General features: G+C 64.5%; 22 protein-coding genes and 1 pseudogene. 15 read left to right on the top strand and 8 right to left on the bottom strand.

What is annotated here, in order from left to right; all coding sequences use genetic code 11:
* Positions 1-284: 284 nt before the first annotated feature.
* Both AUC69_RS17755 and AUC69_RS07350 read right to left on the bottom strand, forming a co-directional pair.
* Positions 285-599: a GCG_CRPN prefix-to-repeats domain-containing protein gene (locus AUC69_RS17755; protein WP_193427407.1), complete on the bottom strand. Its 315-nt coding sequence runs from the start codon at positions 597-599 to the stop codon at positions 285-287.
* Positions 600-1,145: 546 nt separating this feature from the next.
* Positions 1,146-2,009, bottom strand: a complete 864-nt coding sequence (locus AUC69_RS07350) for a bile acid:sodium symporter family protein (protein ID WP_069441562.1) — start codon at positions 2,007-2,009, stop codon at positions 1,146-1,148.
* 581 nt (positions 2,010-2,590) lie between these two features.
* On the opposite strand from AUC69_RS07350, the gene AUC69_RS07345 reads away from it, so the two are divergent.
* From AUC69_RS07345 to AUC69_RS07330, 4 genes are all read left to right on the top strand, one after another.
* Positions 2,591-2,974, top strand: a complete 384-nt coding sequence (locus AUC69_RS07345; protein ID WP_069441561.1) for a lipase family protein — start codon at positions 2,591-2,593, stop codon at positions 2,972-2,974.
* Positions 2,932-3,444, top strand: coding sequence for an alpha/beta hydrolase family protein (locus AUC69_RS07340; protein WP_069441560.1), 513 nt, complete (start codon positions 2,932-2,934; stop codon positions 3,442-3,444). Before AUC69_RS07345 ends, AUC69_RS07340 begins: the two co-directional genes overlap by 43 nt.
* A gap of 26 nt (positions 3,445-3,470) precedes the next feature.
* Entirely contained in the window at positions 3,471-3,719 is a 249-nt protein-coding gene (locus AUC69_RS07335) for a hypothetical protein (protein ID WP_069441559.1), read from the top strand.
* Between the two features lie 177 nt (positions 3,720-3,896).
* Positions 3,897-4,706 carry a Crp/Fnr family transcriptional regulator gene (locus AUC69_RS07330; protein WP_083239190.1) on the top strand — a complete coding sequence of 270 codons (810 nt, stop codon included), beginning with the start codon at positions 3,897-3,899 and terminating at the stop codon, positions 4,704-4,706.
* Between the two features lie 42 nt (positions 4,707-4,748).
* Here AUC69_RS07330 and AUC69_RS07325 read toward each other — a convergent pair whose 3' ends face one another.
* Positions 4,749-5,000 carry a hypothetical protein gene (locus AUC69_RS07325; protein WP_069441557.1) on the bottom strand — a complete coding sequence of 84 codons (252 nt, stop codon included), beginning with the start codon at positions 4,998-5,000 and terminating at the stop codon, positions 4,749-4,751.
* 210 nt (positions 5,001-5,210) lie between these two features.
* Here AUC69_RS07325 and AUC69_RS07320 point away from each other — a divergent pair, with 210 nt between their 5' ends.
* Together AUC69_RS07320 and AUC69_RS07315 are read left to right on the top strand one after the other, a co-directional pair.
* Positions 5,211-5,390 (top strand): hypothetical protein, encoded by a 180-nt coding sequence (locus AUC69_RS07320; RefSeq protein WP_069441556.1) that lies wholly within the window; start codon positions 5,211-5,213, stop codon positions 5,388-5,390.
* 188 nt (positions 5,391-5,578) lie between these two features.
* Positions 5,579-5,845, top strand: a complete 267-nt coding sequence (locus tag AUC69_RS07315) for a hypothetical protein (protein WP_069441555.1) — start codon at positions 5,579-5,581, stop codon at positions 5,843-5,845.
* A 6-nt stretch (positions 5,846-5,851) separates the two neighbouring features.
* Here AUC69_RS07315 and AUC69_RS07310 read toward each other — a convergent pair whose 3' ends face one another.
* Entirely contained in the window at positions 5,852-6,322 is a 471-nt protein-coding gene (locus AUC69_RS07310) for an MEKHLA domain-containing protein (RefSeq protein ID WP_069441554.1), read from the bottom strand.
* Positions 6,323-6,524: 202 nt separating this feature from the next.
* Here AUC69_RS07310 and AUC69_RS07305 point away from each other — a divergent pair, with 202 nt between their 5' ends.
* The 4 genes from AUC69_RS07305 (at position 6,525) to AUC69_RS07290 (ending at position 10,143) form a co-directional block, all read left to right on the top strand.
* Positions 6,525-7,406 (top strand): aldo/keto reductase, encoded by an 882-nt coding sequence (locus AUC69_RS07305; protein ID WP_069441553.1) that lies wholly within the window; start codon positions 6,525-6,527, stop codon positions 7,404-7,406.
* A 331-nt stretch (positions 7,407-7,737) separates the two neighbouring features.
* Positions 7,738-8,154 (top strand): phasin family protein, encoded by a 417-nt coding sequence (locus AUC69_RS07300; protein ID WP_158008045.1) that lies wholly within the window; start codon positions 7,738-7,740, stop codon positions 8,152-8,154.
* 87 nt (positions 8,155-8,241) lie between these two features.
* Positions 8,242-9,507, top strand: coding sequence for a type I glutamate--ammonia ligase (locus tag AUC69_RS07295; protein WP_069441551.1), 1,266 nt, complete (start codon positions 8,242-8,244; stop codon positions 9,505-9,507).
* 87 nt (positions 9,508-9,594) lie between these two features.
* The gene (locus tag AUC69_RS07290; RefSeq protein WP_069441550.1) at positions 9,595-10,143 is read left to right on the top strand and encodes a hypothetical protein; all 549 of its coding nucleotides are present in this window, start codon (positions 9,595-9,597) and stop codon (positions 10,141-10,143) included.
* A 12-nt stretch (positions 10,144-10,155) separates the two neighbouring features.
* On the opposite strand, the gene AUC69_RS07285 is transcribed toward AUC69_RS07290, so the two are convergent.
* The gene (locus AUC69_RS07285) at positions 10,156-10,779 is read right to left on the bottom strand and encodes a cysteine hydrolase family protein (RefSeq protein WP_069441549.1); all 624 of its coding nucleotides are present in this window, start codon (positions 10,777-10,779) and stop codon (positions 10,156-10,158) included.
* Between the two features lie 81 nt (positions 10,780-10,860).
* On the opposite strand from AUC69_RS07285, the gene AUC69_RS07280 reads away from it, so the two are divergent.
* Positions 10,861-11,307, top strand: coding sequence for a nuclear transport factor 2 family protein (locus AUC69_RS07280; RefSeq protein ID WP_069441548.1), 447 nt, complete (start codon positions 10,861-10,863; stop codon positions 11,305-11,307).
* Between the two features lie 28 nt (positions 11,308-11,335).
* On the top strand, positions 11,336-11,653 hold the full coding sequence (locus AUC69_RS07275) for a cupin domain-containing protein (protein WP_069441547.1): 318 nt from the start codon (positions 11,336-11,338) through the stop codon (positions 11,651-11,653).
* Between the two features lie 108 nt (positions 11,654-11,761).
* On the opposite strand, the gene AUC69_RS19315 is transcribed toward AUC69_RS07275, so the two are convergent.
* Entirely contained in the window at positions 11,762-11,902 is a 141-nt protein-coding gene (locus tag AUC69_RS19315; protein ID WP_342018552.1) for a DUF6790 family protein, read from the bottom strand.
* Between the two features lie 22 nt (positions 11,903-11,924).
* Positions 11,925-12,230 (bottom strand): annotated as a pseudogene (locus AUC69_RS19675) (DUF6790 family protein); the annotation flags it as partial.
* Positions 12,231-12,449: 219 nt separating this feature from the next.
* On the opposite strand from AUC69_RS19675, the gene AUC69_RS07265 reads away from it, so the two are divergent.
* From AUC69_RS07265 to AUC69_RS07255, 3 genes are all read left to right on the top strand, one after another.
* Complete coding sequence (locus tag AUC69_RS07265) at positions 12,450-12,929, top strand: ferritin-like domain-containing protein (RefSeq protein ID WP_069441545.1); 480 nt, start codon at positions 12,450-12,452, stop codon at positions 12,927-12,929.
* A 57-nt stretch (positions 12,930-12,986) separates the two neighbouring features.
* Entirely contained in the window at positions 12,987-13,250 is a 264-nt protein-coding gene (locus tag AUC69_RS07260; RefSeq protein ID WP_069441544.1) for a DUF6582 domain-containing protein, read from the top strand.
* A 130-nt stretch (positions 13,251-13,380) separates the two neighbouring features.
* Complete coding sequence (locus AUC69_RS07255; RefSeq protein WP_069441543.1) at positions 13,381-14,634, top strand: cytochrome P450 family protein; 1,254 nt, start codon at positions 13,381-13,383, stop codon at positions 14,632-14,634.
* On the opposite strand, the gene AUC69_RS07250 is transcribed toward AUC69_RS07255, so the two are convergent.
* On the bottom strand, positions 14,572-15,900 hold the full coding sequence (locus AUC69_RS07250) for a VHL beta domain-containing protein (RefSeq protein ID WP_158008044.1): 1,329 nt from the start codon (positions 15,898-15,900) through the stop codon (positions 14,572-14,574). The genes AUC69_RS07255 and AUC69_RS07250 overlap by 63 nt on opposite strands.
* Positions 15,901-16,029 lie beyond the last annotated feature (129 nt).

Here is a 16,029-nt window from a genome sequence, read left to right as displayed (position 1 = left end):
AAGCCGTGCGGAAGGGGGCTGTAAAACCATCGCCGGATGCGGGGCGCCGAGAGGCGCCCTACAACTGCAGTCGGACGCGGCCGATCGGTGCCCCGCAGTCCTTTAGGCGCTCAAGCAGCGCGAAGCGCGGTAGCGCGGACAAAAGCTCTTTGACAAGACTCGCGCGAAAGCGGCGAGGCAATGAACCATGCGCTCAAGCAGCGCGAAGCGCGGTAGCGCATAAACATGCGCTCAAGCAGGCCAGAGGCCGGTAGCGCATAAAGGCGGCGCCGACTTGGTTGGACTCAGTACGGCAGGCAGCGGTTATACGGGCCGAGATAGTAGCCGTAGGGGCACACCGGCTCCTCCACGACCACGGGCGGCGGCGCATAGCGCGGCGACACCACGACGGGTGCCGTATAGCGCGGCGCGACCACGACCGGCGGCGAGACCACTATGGGCGGCGCGGCCACGGTGCCGTTGCGGATGCAGCCGCCATACGGGCCGCGGTGAAACCCGAGACCGCAGAAACCGCGCACCAAGGTCACATCCCCCGCGGCGGTTTGCGCCGGCACGGGCAAGGCGGACAAGGCCTGGGCGCTGAACGAAAACAGCAGCACCGGCAAAGCAGGATCAAAGCCAGCTTTCGAGACATCGGCAAAACTCCCTTTCGCTCTTTGACGGCCGTCCCGATCGCGGGGTCGGCACCGTCTCTGTCGATAACTTAGTCGACAACTTGCAGGACCATTGCGGCGCTTTAGAGCGTGCCCCGCAACGGTTCTGTTCTCGTCTTGAGTGCAGTCGCGTCGGTCTCTTCGAGCGGCGGACTGAGCCTGAATTCCGGTAGCGCGGATGTCGGTACCCTAACGCTACAGCCGGCAATCACGATCGCCGCCGCCATCGAAGGAACAATGGCAAGGCAGGCAGCTATGCTGTTCCTGACCATGATGCAACCTCCCGATCCTGCCGAGTCTAGAGGCCACCCATGGCGCAATCGTTGACGGCAGCGGCCGGTTTGAAAACGCGGTGAATCAGGGATTGAGATTGGCGCCCCTAGCGGGGTGCGAGGATCCTGCGCCAGCGGAGCGCGGACAGGATGCCGGTGGCCAAGGCGACGCCGCTGAAGAACAGCACGACGAAGATGCAGCCGTCGCGCGCCGCGGCGATCATCTGGCGTCGGGGCCGGCCGCGGCCAAGATGTGACTCGGAAACATCGACGTCAGGATCAGCAGCGCCAGCAGTCCGTTCTTGACGGCGACCTCGATGACGATCGCCAGGGAGTCGCGTTGCCCCGTGCCGCAGGCGGTGGCGAGCAGGCGCGCGAGGATGACGGCGCCGAGACAGAACACGATGATGATGGCCGGTCCCAGCCAGCCATAGGCGGCGAATTGCAGCCGGCCGGCGCCAAGCGAGCCGATGATGATGAGAGCGAGCAGGACGAGGCTCGCGCGCACCATGAGCTTGATGAAGAGGATTTGCTGGGGCAGCGTCGTGTGGGCGCGGACGACCATGCCGGCCAGCAGCGGCGCGATCAGGAACAAGCCGATGTCCAGCATGATCTGAGACGTGTCGATGGCGAAGTCGCCCGGCACCCGCACGGTCACCAGCGAGGCCAGCACGACCGGGGTGGCCACGAGGCAGGCAAAGGTCGTGATCGCCGTCAGCGACACGGACAAGGCGACGTTGCCGTTGCCGATGAAGGTCAGCAGGTTCGACACGGACCCGCCGGGCATGGCGGCGATCAGGGCGAGACCCGTGGCGATGCCGATGGCGCCGGCCGCGGACAAGCCGCCGAAGTCCGCCGGGAACAAGCCGACGATGAACATCATCAGTCCCGCCCAGGCCGGGACCAGCAGCAACTGCGCGGCCATGCCGACGGCAAGCCCCTTCCAGGCGAACAGCGTGGTGGCGAAATCGCGGACCGTCAGCGTCGCGCCCATGCCGAGCATCGACAAGGTGACCATCGCCGCCGACAGGCCGCGCTCGAGTTCGCCGAAATTCGCAAAAAACCAGAAGGGTTGGTCGAGCATCGCGGGCGCAGGCTTAGCAGAGACCCTGCCTGCAAGATAGGTTTGCCGACGTCTTTGAGCGGAGTGGTGGCGCGGACATGGTCGTGGCGCCAAATGGCAAGACGCGCCGATCGGCGAGCCGGTAAAGCAAGCTCGGCCCTTTCCGACGTGCTAGACAACGCCGTCGACGAGAGGGCCGAACCGATCTTCCAACACCGCCCGGGTGTGGGTGGCAACCTTCCGGTGGTCAGCAGTGAAATTGTTCGCACACGACGTCATAGGCCCGCGCGCCAGGGCCGCGAGGTCCGTGTCCAGAGTGGTTGGGACGGCCGCGGTGGCTCTTTTTCTCGGCTTCGGCGGCGACGCCGCCGAAGCGCTGTATGACGTGGGCCCCGGCGAGATCCACGGGAAGCCGGGCACGCTGATCCGGGTGTGGCCGCTCGAAAGCGGCGGTCCCGGCGATAGCGACGCCTTCCGCTTTCTCTACCGCTCCACCGGTCTCAAGGGCGAGACGATCCCGGTCTCCGGCGCGATCTTCATCCCGTCCGGGCCGGCCCGCCGGCGGCCGCAACGTCATCGCCTGGGCGCATCCGACGTCGGGCGTGGCGCCGGACTGCGCGCCGTCGCTTTATCCCGATCGTGCCGGACTGATCTGGAACCTGAGGGACATGCTGGGCCACGGCTACGTGGTCGTCGCCACCGACTATCCCGGGCTCGGCACCGAAGGCGTGCACCCCTATCTGATCGGCGAGAGCGCGGGCCGCGCCGTGTTGGATTCCGTGCGGGCCACGCAACAGTTCAAGAACAGCGGCGCGTCCAACCGCTTCGCCGTATGGGGACATAGCGAGGGAGGCCACGCCGCGCTTTTCACCGGCCAGCTCGCCGCCCGCTACCGGCGCGCTCAAGCTCGTCGGCGTCGCGGCGCGCGCCCGCCACCTATCTGGTGGACCTGTTCGAAGACGACGCGAAGACCGAGCAGGACCTGATCGCCATGGCGCTGCTGTCCTGGACGCGGCTCGAGAACGTCGCCCCCGCGACTATTGTCGAGCCTGACGTGATGACGGCCTTCAACGCAACGGCGCGGGGCTGCCTTACGTCGATCGCGCAGTTCGAGGCGCTGGAAAAGGACGCGAAGCGGTTGCAGGCAGCGCGGTTCCTGAAGATCGACCCGACCAAGACGGACCCCTGGAAAGGAATCATGCTGCGCAACTCGCCGGGTCAGGCGCGCGCCGGGGCGCCGGTGTTCATCGCGCAAGGAACCGCCGATACGACCGTCAACCCGCAGGTCACCAAGCGCTTCGCCAAGGCGCTCTGCGCCAAGGGCGAGCGCGTGGCCTTTGTCGAGCTTCCCGGCGTGTCGCATATCTTCGCCGCGCGCGATGCCGCGCCGACCGCCATCAAGTGGATCAACGACCGCTTCAAGGGGCTGCCCGCACCGTCGTCCTGCCAACGCTAGAATCAATCAATCGAAGGAACACCCAGATGATCAAACTGTCTGCCGGACTTTTCGCCGCCGCGCTCGTGATAGGCCTTGGGTCGATCCCGACGCCCTCCCATGCCGAGGAGGATGCCGCCGCTCCAGCAAAAGGAGCCGCCACGGACTCGGCCGCGGAGGTCCCGAAGGACGAGTCCAAGCTCAAAAAGCTGGAGGAAGAGGTGATCAAGGACCTGGAGGCGAATACGGACCAGCCGGCGGATTCGATCATGGAGTCCGAAGGTTCGGACCACTAGGGCGGATTGACGGGCAGTCGCTTCCCCAACGCTTTGGAGGTTCCGACGTGGCAGGCGGCTTGAACCGGGCGGTGGCGCGCTTATCTACAGGAGTGGTATGCGCGAGGTCCGCGGAGGCGTTCTTCCGGGATTCCGCCGTTTTCGGGGCTTGATCAACGGCACGAGAGGTTCGTCCGCATGTGGACCGGGCAGTCTGACTCAGGCTTGGCCTATTGCGCGGAGACGCTTCGCCCGCGGAATCGTCTCCTGCAATCCCTGCCTGAGGATGAGCTTCAGCGGCTTGGTCCCCTGCTCGAGCGCGTTTCCCTGACCCCAAGGCGTGTCCTGCAGCATGCGGGCCTCCCCATCGAGCATCTCTATTTCGTCGAGGAAGGCCTCGTCTCCGTTCTCGCCAAGGTCGACGAGCGTCACGCCGTGGAAGTGTGGCTGATCGGACGGGACGGCGTGGTGGGCAGCACGGCCTTGCTCGGCGACAGGATCTCGACGTTCGGTCATCTCGTGCAGGTCGGCGGCAGTGCGTTGCGCATCGGTATCGAGGTTCTCGAGCACGCCGCGGCAGACTTCCCGAGTTTGCGTGCGGCCCTCGACGGTTATCTGCATGAGGGTCTCATGCAGAGCTCGCAATCTGCGGCCTGCGGTCTCCGTCATCCCGTGCTGAAGCGTCTGGCGCGCTGGCTTTTGATGGCGCAGGACCGCAGCGATCTGGATGCGCTGCCGGTCACGCAGGATGCGCTCGCCCGCAGTCTCGGCGTGCGCCGTCCCACGGTGTCCGAGGCCTTCAAGCAGCTCGAGCAGCACGGCGTCTTCGCGCGAGAACGCGCCCTGATCCGGATCCTGGATCGGGCGAGCCTCGAGCGGATCGCCTGCCGCTGCTACCGGGCCATGCGGCTGGTGCGCGACACATCCGAGAAACCGAAGACGAAGCGGCGCGTGATGGCGCTGTCGCTGCTTTGGATTCTCTTTGAGGTCGAACTGGCCGCGAGTTGAGAGGCGCCCGGGCCGGGCCCGGGCACCTCGTTTGGCGTGTCTCTAGCCGACGACGACGCCCTTGCACTTTTCGTCCTTGATCTCGGCAAGGGCCGCCTTGGCATCGTCCATGGAGTCATAGCCCTCGGCGGCACCGATGGACGTCTTGCCGGCGCTGAGCTCGGTGCCCGGTATATCCAGAATCACCGAGCACATGCCGACCGTGTCCACGGTCACGAAATATTTCTCGCCCGCGGCCATGGCCGGCGTCGCCAACCCGATGGCCAAGAGAGATGCGACGATCAGCGTTTTCATCTTTGGCGTTTCCTCCTTAGGCTGTGAACACCCCCAGCGCGGAGGCATATGGGCGCTTTCGTCCGAGGGCGCAGGGGCGAGGCGGCGGGAGTCCGTACGGTAGGTGACGCAGTTCCGCCCGCGGCGGAGGCGAGGGGCTTATCGACGACGCGATGAGCCCGCATGTCTCAGGGGCGCCCGCATCCGGCGCGTGCTGGTAGGAGGACTCCCATGGACTATGTCACTGAGGCCAAGAAATTCATCGCCCGCGCCGTCGATGCGCACTCCCCCGATGTGGTCAAGGAGCACCTGAAGATGGCCGAGTGGTGCCTCGGCCAGGAAATCGAGGAGCGCGACGATACCGTACCGTCGGACCCCGCGACGGTGCGCAAGGCGGTCCAAGCTTCATAAACCGCCGCGCCCCGGACTTCGGAGCGGACGCCGCGCAAGCAGGTTGCAAGTCTTTCCCGGGACCTGTGGCGCGGCGTCAACACGCGCCGTCTTTAATGTGAATTCCGCGTCATCGGCGGGGAACCAGTCTTGAACCCCGGAATTGGTCTGGGTAGGTTCCGAAGCCGAGGTTCGAGGGGGATCCACTCATGAAGACGATTTGCGCGGCGCTGCTCGCCGTATCCGTTTCCGCCGTTTGCCTCGCCGGCACGGCGCAAGCCCAATCCTACAGCAAGGCTGTTCAGCAGTTCTGCCAGGCGGACTACAAGAAATATTGCAGCGAGTACGGCTTGGAGACGACGGCGTTGCGCTCTTGCATGGACCGCAACGGCAAGAGCCTGTCCAAGAGCTGCGTCAGGGCGCTGGTGCAGTCGGGCGAGGTCTCACAAGCCGAAGTGAATCGCCGCAAGCACTAGGGGTCGCTAGACATCGCGCCATTTGGCGAATGTCGCGGCGACGCCCCGTAGACTGCCGTTGCGGTCTTTGAGCTGCCACAGGACGCCGTCCTCGATGCGGAAGCGGCGGCCCGATTTGGCGATGCGCACGCCCGAATATCCGGTGGCGAAGCCGTTTTTCGCCACTTGCTCCAGCAGGCGCTGGCGCTCGCCCCACGCCGGCTCCTCTGCCGACAGGCGCGACGGCAGGGCCGTGATCTCGTCAAACGTGTAGCCGAACAGATCTTGCGCGCATCTATTTGCATAGATGAAGTGCGGGTCCGGAGCGGTATTATGGGCCAACACACAGACGGGCGCTTCCGCGTAAAGCCAGCTTGCCGAAGGCCTGGCCTCTGGCGCAAGCAAAGGCGGCGCTAGGAAAGGCGGTTCTTGGCCGACGATGCGGCGATAGCTCTCTACCAGGAGAGTGAAGAATAGGGGATCCTCGGCGCGGTGCATGGAAGCGGAACCAAATGGGAAGGCGGGGCGTCTCAGCATAGAGCGTCCGCGAAGGGTTTCCAGCGATGTTGATTGTCGGAGCCGGCCTCATGGCGACGGCGGTGACGGTATTCTTGTTGTGGAATGCCGTGCGCAAATGCCGGGAACTCTTGCAAGCACGCAAGAAGCCGCGCCGCGCGGTCCAGAGAGAGCGGGAGACCCAATGACAGTTGATACGAGCGCACTCGACGCGGGGCGATCCGGATCATTTAAGATCGGCGGCGAGATCGCCATCCACCGCCTCGGTTTCGGCGCCATGCGCATCACCGGTGCCGGGGTTTGGGGTGAGCCCGAGGATCGCGACGAGGCGCTGCGCACGCTGAAGCGTTGCCCCGAAATCGGCATCGATTTCATCGACACCGCCAATTCCTACGGGCCGGACGTTTCCGAGGAGTTGATCCGCGAGGCGCTCTATCCTTACGACAACATACTGATCGCCACCAAAGCGGGGTTCACGCGGCCGCGCGCCGGCGCCTGGAAGGTCAATGGCGATCCAGAGCATTTGCGCACCGAGGCGATAAAGAGCTGCGACAAGCTCGGCGTGTCGCAGATCGGCCTGTGGCAGCTTCACCGGGTCGATCCGGATGTGCCGCGCGACGAGCAGTTCGCCGCCGTGAAGTCGCTGATCGACGACGGCATCGTCCGCCATGTGGGCTTGAGCGAGGTCGGGGTCGACGACATCGAGGCCGCGGCGAAGGTCTTCCCGGTGGCGACGGTGCAGAATCTGTACAACCTCGCCGACCGCAAACACGAGGACGTGCTCGACTATTGCGACGCGCACAGCATCGGCTTCATCCCGTGGTATCCGCTGGCGGCCGGGGAGCTGGCGCAAGACGGCTCTATTCTCGACGAGGTGGCGCGCGCACATGACGCGAGCCCGAGTCAGATCGCGCTGGCTTGGCTGCTGGCTCGCAGCCCCGTCATGCTGCCCATTCCCGGCACGTCCAAGGTGGCGCATCTGGAGGAGAACGTAGCCGCCGCCGACATCACACTGTCGGCGGAGGAGTTCGCCGCGCTGGACGCGGCCGCCCGCGCCGCGGTCTAGCGGACCCAAGCGTTTTGGCGAGGGGATCGAGGCGGCACGGCTCGTGCAAGACTCTATTGGCGGCCGGCGGTATTCTTCGTGGACCGCCGCAAAATGGCCGCGGGACGCGTTCTTAATCGCCGATCCGCTCAATTCGGCGGCATCGGTGATGAAGGATTAGGCGCGGCCCTCAGCATAGCGGGGAACTCACATGGCCACTCGCCCGAAACGACCTCAAGCCAAGACTTCGGAAAATAAGGCTCCGGCAAACAAGGCTTCGGCAAACAAGGCTTCGGCAAACAAAGCGCCGGCGAGCAAGACGCCGACGAAGAAGCACGTCTCGGCCGCCAAGATGGACGAGACGGTGATCCGCGAGACGGCGAAAGCTCCCGCACCGGCGCCTGCGCCAGAGCCGCCGGTGCTGGTCAACGCGGTCAAGCCGGAGGAGAGGCTGTCAGAGCCGGTCGAGGATGCGATCGAGAGCGCCGTGCAAACGTTGGAGAAGTCCTTCGAGGCGGCGATGCCGGCGGCGCTCGCCGTCAATCAGAAGCTCGTCGATATCGCCCAGGCCAATATGAATGCCGGCCTCGATCTGGCGCGCGATCTTGCTGCCGCCAAGAGCCCCATGGAGGCGATGCGGCTCGGCATGAACTACTGGCATGACAATGCCGGTCTGTTTCAGAGCCAGGCCGAGGAGCTGTGGACCTTGTCGGCGCAGTTCCTGACCACGGCCAACGAGCCGCTCCGGGCGCATATCCGCCGCTCGTGACGACGCGATCACGACCATCTCGCGGGTAACGTCTTTTTTCTCCGCTTGACGTAGACTGGCCGCTCACGAGCCGATCTCGAGGGTGTCATGCTGCGCGAAGAACTGATTTTCGTTGGGACCTGCGACATCGCCGGGCTGGTGCGGGGCAAGGGCTTTCCGGCCGCGGAGCTTCCCGCCCGGCGCAAGACCGGCATCGGCTGGACCCACTCCAATCTGATGCAGACCTGCTTCGGGCCGATCTTCGATACGCCGTTCGGCACCGGGGGCGATCTCATGATCGTGCCGGACCCCTCGGCGGAAGTGCATGTGGATTTTCGCGACGGCTCGGCGCCGGAGCATTTCTTTCTCGGCGACATCTGCAACATCGATGGCAGCCCCTGGGAGTGTTGCGTGCGCAACTTCCTGCGGCGCGCGGTGGCGGCGCTGAAGCGGGCAGGCGGACTTCACCTGATCGCCGCCTTCGAGCAGGAGTTCGTCTATACCGGCGTCGAGGATCTGCCTGGTCACGCCTACAGTCTGAGCGCCTTCCGCCGCCAAGGCGTGTTTGGGGAGATGCTGACGGGCGCGATCCGCGCGGCGAGCGCCAAGCCGGACTCCTTCCTCGCCGAGTATGGGCCACGGCAATACGAGGTCACGGTGGCGCCTGAGACGGCGCTGCGCGCGGCCGATCAAGGCGTGATCACCCGCGAGATGGCGCGGGGCGCCGCCTTCCGCTTGGACAATCGCGCCATCTTCTCGCCGATGCCGGTGGCCGACGGCGCGGGCAATGGCGTGCATATCCATTTCAGCTTGCACGAGGAGGAGGGTGCGCCCGCCACCTACGATCCCCATGGTCCATTCGGCTTGAGCGCGGCGGCGATCCATTTCGCCGCGGGCGTGCTGCATCACATGGAGGCGATCTGCGCCATCACCGCGCCGTCGCCGGCCTCCTATTTGCGGCTGACGCCGAACCGATGGGCGCCGACCGTCGCCAATATCGAGTCCCAAGACCGCGGCGCGGCTCTGCGTGTGTGTCCCGTGTTCGAGGCGGCTGACGGGAAGCAAAGGGCGGCGCAGTTCAATCTCGAGTTCCGTGTCTGCGATGCCGCCGCCAGTCCTTACATGGCCCTCGGCGCGCTGATCTTCGCCGGCGCCGACGGACTTGCGCGGAACCTCGCCTTGCCGGAATCAAGCCGGCCGTTGCCGCACTCTTTGGGCGAGGCGCTCGACGTCATGGCGGCGAGCGAGACAGTGGAGGGCTGGTTGGGGCCGACCTTCTTCGAGGCCTATCTCCGCCACAAGCGGTCCGAGCTCGCTTTTGTCGCCGAGTTGGCGCCGGACGAGCTCTGCGCGCGCTACGCAGAGGTTTATTGAGGTGCTAACCGCGCGCTAACGGTGTCCTGCATAGGTCTGGGCGTGTCGCCGTGTCCTTGCTACGTTCGCCGCCGCAGGAGGTGCCGCATGTTGAAGACAGTTTTGACGCTCTCACTCCTATCGCTCGGGGCGTTCGCTCTTGCGGGTTGCAGCAGCGATGAGACGAAGCCAACGAATATCGTGTGCGAGAGCACCTATGCGCTGTGCACGACGGCGAAATGCACCCCGATCGAAGAGGGACAAGGCACCGTCTTCTGCGACTGCGACGTGAAAACCGGATACTCCGTCGGCGGCACGCCGTGCCACGAGCCCATCGACAGTCCGGAAGGCAAGCAGGTCGTGTCGCGCTATTTCCCGGTCAAGAGCTATGCCTCCTGTAACAACGATAGGCCCTGGGCGAATTGCTACGATCGTCCTTGCATCGTGGATAAGGATGATCCGACCAAGGCCGTCTGCTCCTGCAATATCGTCACGAAGGAGAGCCCTTACGTGATCGTCACGGATACCTACTCCGAGCAGACCTGCACCACCGGCCTCTATTCCTCGGCCAGGGTGAAGGACATGCTGGGCCTCACGGAGTCCCTCAAAAGCGAGGAGCACCTCAAGCCATTCGATCTGAAACTCGTGAACGAATAAAGGCGGGGCAAGTCAACTCAAGGGGACGAGGTCGAGGAGTTCCTCGGTGGAGAGCAGTCGGCAATAGCCCTGGAAGCATTGGATGGCGGCTGCGTGCCGCGCTTCCGTCTCGGCGGCACAAGCATCATGCGCGCAAGTCATGTAGTAACCCCGGTCGGCCCCGTCCTTCACCGCATGGTCGATACACTGGTCGGTGAGGTAGCCGGTCACGACCACGTCCTCGATGCCGATATTGCGCAGCAGATAGTCGAGATTGGTCGAGTTGAATACCGACGAGGAGCTCTTGGGCAAGACCAACTCGTCGGCGAGCGGGGCGAGTTCCGGGACCACCTGAGATTCGTGCGAGCCCTTCGGGAACCCCATGCCGGAGAGCTTGTAGTCGAGGCTGCGGTCGCGTCCGTCCGCGGTCAGATTCTCGATCACCGTATAGATGATCTCGAGCCCGGCGCCCCGGAAGGCGGCGATGAGGGCAGCGATATTCGGGATCACGCGCAGCGCCGTGGCCTTGTAAAACTCAGGCCTGGCTTCCACCTCGGCTGGTCCGCAGGTGCCGTTTTGCACGTCGATGACGAGCAGGGCGGCGCGCCCCTTAACGAACGGGCGGTCGCGGGTGAGCGATGAGGGAGAATCTGTCATGGCGGCCTGTTGTGCGATTGCGCCGGACGGAGTCAAATGCGAACGAGCAACAACAGTCAACATCGACCAAAGGAGAATAGCATGCGGACGCTTCTTGCCGCGATGTGTTTTGTTATCCTGACCGCCGCCGCGGCGTGCAGCCAGTCGGGGGACGTGGCCACCATCGAGGCAGTCGACAATGCCGTGGGCAAGCTCGACGAGGCCTTCGAGGCGCAGGACGCCGCGGCTATCAAGGCCTTGATAACGCCGGACCATGTGTCGGTCACGCCCTATTACGGTGCGCCGCGCTCGGTCGCGGAGGTCATCGCATCGCTGCCCGATCTCAAATACGAGCAAACCGATCTTTCCGAGCCGACCGTCGTGCTGCTGGGGCCGGATGCCGCCATGCGGACGGTGACCGCCAAGCTGGACGGATCGTTCAAAGGCGAACGGATCGAGGACCACAAGGTGTTCATCACCGCGATCCTGGTCAAACAGGACGGCAAGTGGCTGGAGCGCTTCTATCAGGTGACGCATCTTGTCCCCTGAGGCCGATGGCGCGCCGACAACGGGAAGCGTGCGTCGGGACCTGCCGGCGCAGCCGCTTCCGGAAGAAGTGGTCGATATCCTGCTGAGGCGGCCGGGCTTGCGGGTGGAGCGCATCGTCTCCACCGGCCAGGCGACCCCCGACGGCGAATGGTACGACCAGGAGAGCGACGAGTTCGTGCTCTTGGTGGCGGGTGCCGCGCGGCTGCGGATCGAGGGCGAGCACGAGGACCGGGCGCTGGAGGAGGGCGATTGGCTCTGCCTTCCCGCCCATTGCCGCCATCGGGTGACCTGGACCCGCGCCGAGCCGCCGACAATCTGGCTCGCCGTTCACTGCGGGGCTGGCTGAGCCGGCGATTGTTGCGCGGCAAAATCGCAGGAGTCCTTGCGGCAGGCGGAAGCCGTCGCGCTGGACCGCATGATGGCGGTGCGGGCCGCTTGAGCCCGCCACATTGCCTCAGCTTGCGTGAATGACCAGCGCGATGAACAGCGTGAGCGGGATGAGCATGTCCCACCAGAAGATCGGTCCGGCATTGTTGATGGCGAAATTCTTCCGCCGCACCATGTCGGCGATGTGGACCGATGCCGCACTCCACAGGAAGCCGGCGCATGATGGTCATGGCCCAGGCGGCTTGCGGCCCGAGCGCCGAGGCCGCAATGGCGCCGAGCCCGATGCCGAGATTGGCGCCGGCAATCTCCTTCTGAAACGGGCTTGGCGCCCAGCCGATCGATGCGGCGACCCGCTCGGAGAAGACCGCGTGCGAGAGCGCGGCCCAAAGGCTCGGCAGGCCGAGGCCGAGCGACAGCATCCATTGGAGGAGCGGCGTGAGTGCCGCGCTGCCGAAGGGTTGCGGAACCTCCAGGAACCCGAGCACGAGCGCTACGCAATAGCAAAGCGCCGGAAATGAAGAGATCAATTGCTGCATGGCGTCTCGTCCTGCCTGGCGCTTATTTGCCCGTGGCGAGTTGTGAAAGAGGAAATACCGACAAACCAACGCTCGCTTTTCAGAGTTTGCTTACAGGTTTCAACGAGTGCAACGGAAACTCAATAGCCGCCGCTCGCGTTGCACACAGTGCAGGTATACCTATTAGCGACGCGTAACGATGCCTGCAGGCGAACGAGCCGAGCACCCAAGGAGGAAGACATGGCTGGAGACAGCGTCACACGCAGCAAATTGGCGAAGCTTTTGAACGAGGACCTTTCGCGCGAGTACCAGGCGATCATCGCCTATGTCGTCTACTCGCAGGTGCTCAAGGGCGCGGAGTATATGAGCATCTCCAGTCAGCTGGAGCAGCATGCGCACGAGGAGCTGCAGCACGCTCTCACAATCTCCCGGCAGATCGACTATCTCGGCGAGATGCCGAGCGTCACCGCAAAGCCGGTCAAAACTTCGGAAAAAGCGCGGGATATGCTGAAATTCGACCTGGATAATGAGGCCGAAACCATTCGCAATTACCGTACGCGGGTCCGCCAGTGCGAGGCGCTGGGCGAGTTCGCCATGGCGGAGCAGATTCGCGAGATTCTCGTCCAGGAGCAGGATCATCTGATCGATTTGGCCACGGCGCTCGGCGAGGATGTTCCGGACCTCGGCGAGGCTAGCGGACCGAAAACGCGAAAGCGCTGACGCAAGAGAATTTGCAGGGAACGAAGCCTAAGTCCCAACCCTAGGAGGAGTCAGTCCATGCAAGCCACTTGGAGCCCCGATACGGAGCACGGCAAGATTCACAATCGCGCGGAGTTGCCCGAAAGCGTCTTCGCCTTTCCGCTGCAGCGCAAAGAGCCGCTGACGGACGCGAACCATGTCAGGGATGCCCTGGCGCGCTTCGATCAGGTCGACGGCGTTTCGGACAGCGACCGCGACCTGGCCTTCGCCAACATCAAGAAGGCGGCGTCCTATTACGGCGTCGACGTGCGCGAGCAGAGCTGGCGCGATTTGGGGCGCTAACCCCGCGCCTTCGAATTCGGACGTGCTTGAAGCGGCCCTGGGATCGTCATTCCGGGGCCGCTTTGCTTTGTCAGGATCGGGGAATCGTTCGATATTCGGCTGAATTCCCGGTCCCAGAGAAGATTGGCCCATGCCTTATCGATTGAGCGCGCCGCTCAAGTTCGACTTCGAAAGCGCAAGCACCAAGGCGGACCCGTTTCCGCTGTTCGCGGCGTTGCGCGCGGCGGGGCCGATCGTCCCCGTGAAGCTTCCCTTTGTCGGCAAGGTCTGGGTCACCACGACCCACGCGGCGACGTTGGCGATGGTCAAGGACAACGCGGCGTTCGTGCAGGAGTCGCGGCATGCGGGGAAGTCCGGCGTGGCGGGCATGAGCTGGTGGATGCCGCGGTCGCTCAAGCTTCTCACCAACAATATGCTGCTGAAGGACGAGCCCGATCATCGGCGCTTGCGCAAACTGGTGGATCAGGCTTTCCAGCGCCGCCATGTGCGGGACATGCGCGCGAATATCGAGGGGATCGCCGATACGATCCTCGATGAGTTCGAAGGGCGCGACGAGGCCGATCTCGCCAGCGCGTATGCGCGCCGTCTGCCGCTCGAGGTGATCTGCGAGTTGCTCGGTCTGCCGGACCACGACCGTGACATCTTCTCGGCCTGGGCGAAGACGGCGATGTCGATGCGCAGCAGCTTCGGCATTTTCCGTGCCTTTCTCTCCATGGGCAGCGTCATCACTTATGTGCGCGATCAGATCGAGGCGTGCCGGCACGAGCCGCGCGAGGGGCTGATCGCCGAACTGGTTCGGGCGGAGGAGGACGGCGACAAGCTCAACGAGGACGAGCTCGTTTCCATGGTCTTTCTCCTGCTCTTCGCGGGCTTCGAGACGACGACGCATCTGATCGAGGACAGCATCGTCGCGCTCGAGCAGAACCCTGAGCAGAAGGCTTATCTACTGGCCGATCCGGAGACCCGTATGGAGCGCGCGGTGGAGGAGCTGGCGCGCTACAGCTCGCCGGTGCAGAGCACCAAGCCGCGTTACGCCGCGCGGGATTGCGTCTTCTTCGGTCAGGAGCTTCGGCGCGGCGACATCGTCATGGGCCTGTTGGCCGGCGCCAACTACGACCCGGCGGTGTTCGATGAGCCGGAGACATTGAAGCTCGACCGCTTTCCGAACCCGCATGTGGTGTTCAGCTCGGGCATTCATTTCTGCCTCGGCATGCAACTCGCCCGCGTCGAGACGCAGGCCGCGCTTGGCCGTTTGTATGGACGCTTTCCCGGCTTGGCGCTGGCTGCACCGGGCGACATCCAATGGATCGAGCGCTTCGGCCTACGCGGCGTCAAGGCGCTGCCGGTGCGGCTCAACGTCAGCCAATCGCGCAAAGCCGCCTAGGCTAATCGTCGTAGTGACAGAGCTCCTGCGGGCTCCAGATTGGTCAGGTGGGCAGCCATGCCCTGACGGCTTCGACCGCTTCGGCGGGACATAGGCGCCGGGCACGCATTTGCCGTTCTTCACGCGGTAGCCGGGCCCGCAATAGCCTGGCGCGTTGCTCTTCAGGATGCATTTGCCGTCGATGAGGACGGACCGCGAGCGGCATTTCGGTGCCGCGGCCTTCTTCGGCGCCGGCGCCGGTGCTGGCGCCGCCTTCTTCTGGGGCGCCGGGGCCGTCTGCACCGTGCCCCCCGGTCCGGTGAGCGTCACCACGCGGGTGCCGGGGTGTGGCATGACGATCTCGATGCAATCGCCCGGTCCGTCGGCGATCATCCACGGATGACCCACGAAGGTGTCGAGTGTCATCTGATCGCCGGTGTTGAGACCGCCATAGTCCTTCGGCTGGCCGTTGAAATCGATCCACATGACGCTGCGATACATGCCCGACTTGTTGATGACGATGAGCTTCGCGTTCGCGCTAGACCCTTGTGACCGCAATGACGAGAGGCTCCGGCAGGACGGGTCCGGGCCGGGCGCGGTGGTCACCTCGGCCGGCGCAGGCGGCGCAGCCGGGGGAGGCGGCGGCGCGGCGGCTTGCGGTTTGCTGGCGGCGTTGAGCTTGTCGATATAGGCGCGCGCCAAGTCCGCATAGAAGCCCGACGAATAGTTCGACAGGAAGGCCTCGAAGCCGGCGACCGTGCCGAGCTCCTTGGCGCTGTTGAAGGCGTCCAGCTCGGGGCTCTCGTCGCCGGTTTCTGCGGTGCTGGTTGTTTGATCGCCAAGAACGGCTTTCTCGTAAGTGCGGCAGGCCTCGATGAAGGACTTGATCTTGTCGCGGCCGGGCTCGAGCTTGAGCGGCGCGGCGCGGTAGCCCGGCACCTGATAGTCGAGCATGTCCTTCTCGGCGAAGGCAGTCCACAGCTTGTCGCCGTGCTCGATGTCGAGATGGACGCCGTTCAAGCCTTCTTCGGCGGCGCGCTGGACATTGCCTTTCAGCGTCTGCTCGAAGCCTCCGCCGGAAAAGCGCAACTCCGCATCGGCCCCATTGGCCAGATCGCCGATGTCGGCGCCGAAGGTCATGCTGGAAAACTTGACGCCGGTGCTGGGCCGTGCGTCACAGACGCCCATCACCTGCACATTGTCGGTCTCGGGCACGCCATAGACGAGCCGCGCGGTCATGGCGCCTTTGTTGTCAGGATCGTTGGCTTCGGAAAACTGCCACGTCATATCGCCGTCTTGCGCGAACGCCGGCGTCGTGAGCGCCGGCCAAAGACACAGGCTGAAAAGCAAAAAAATGGGTAAGAGCAATGACTTGGGCGACATGTCGTGACTCCGCTGACTCTGCTTTTCCGCGAA

Origin of the sequence: Methyloceanibacter superfactus (assembly GCF_001723305.1) — a bacterium.
Classification (GTDB): Bacteria; Pseudomonadota; Alphaproteobacteria; order Rhizobiales; family Methyloligellaceae; genus Methyloceanibacter; species Methyloceanibacter superfactus.
This window is presented reverse-complemented; position numbering and strand designations above follow the sequence as displayed.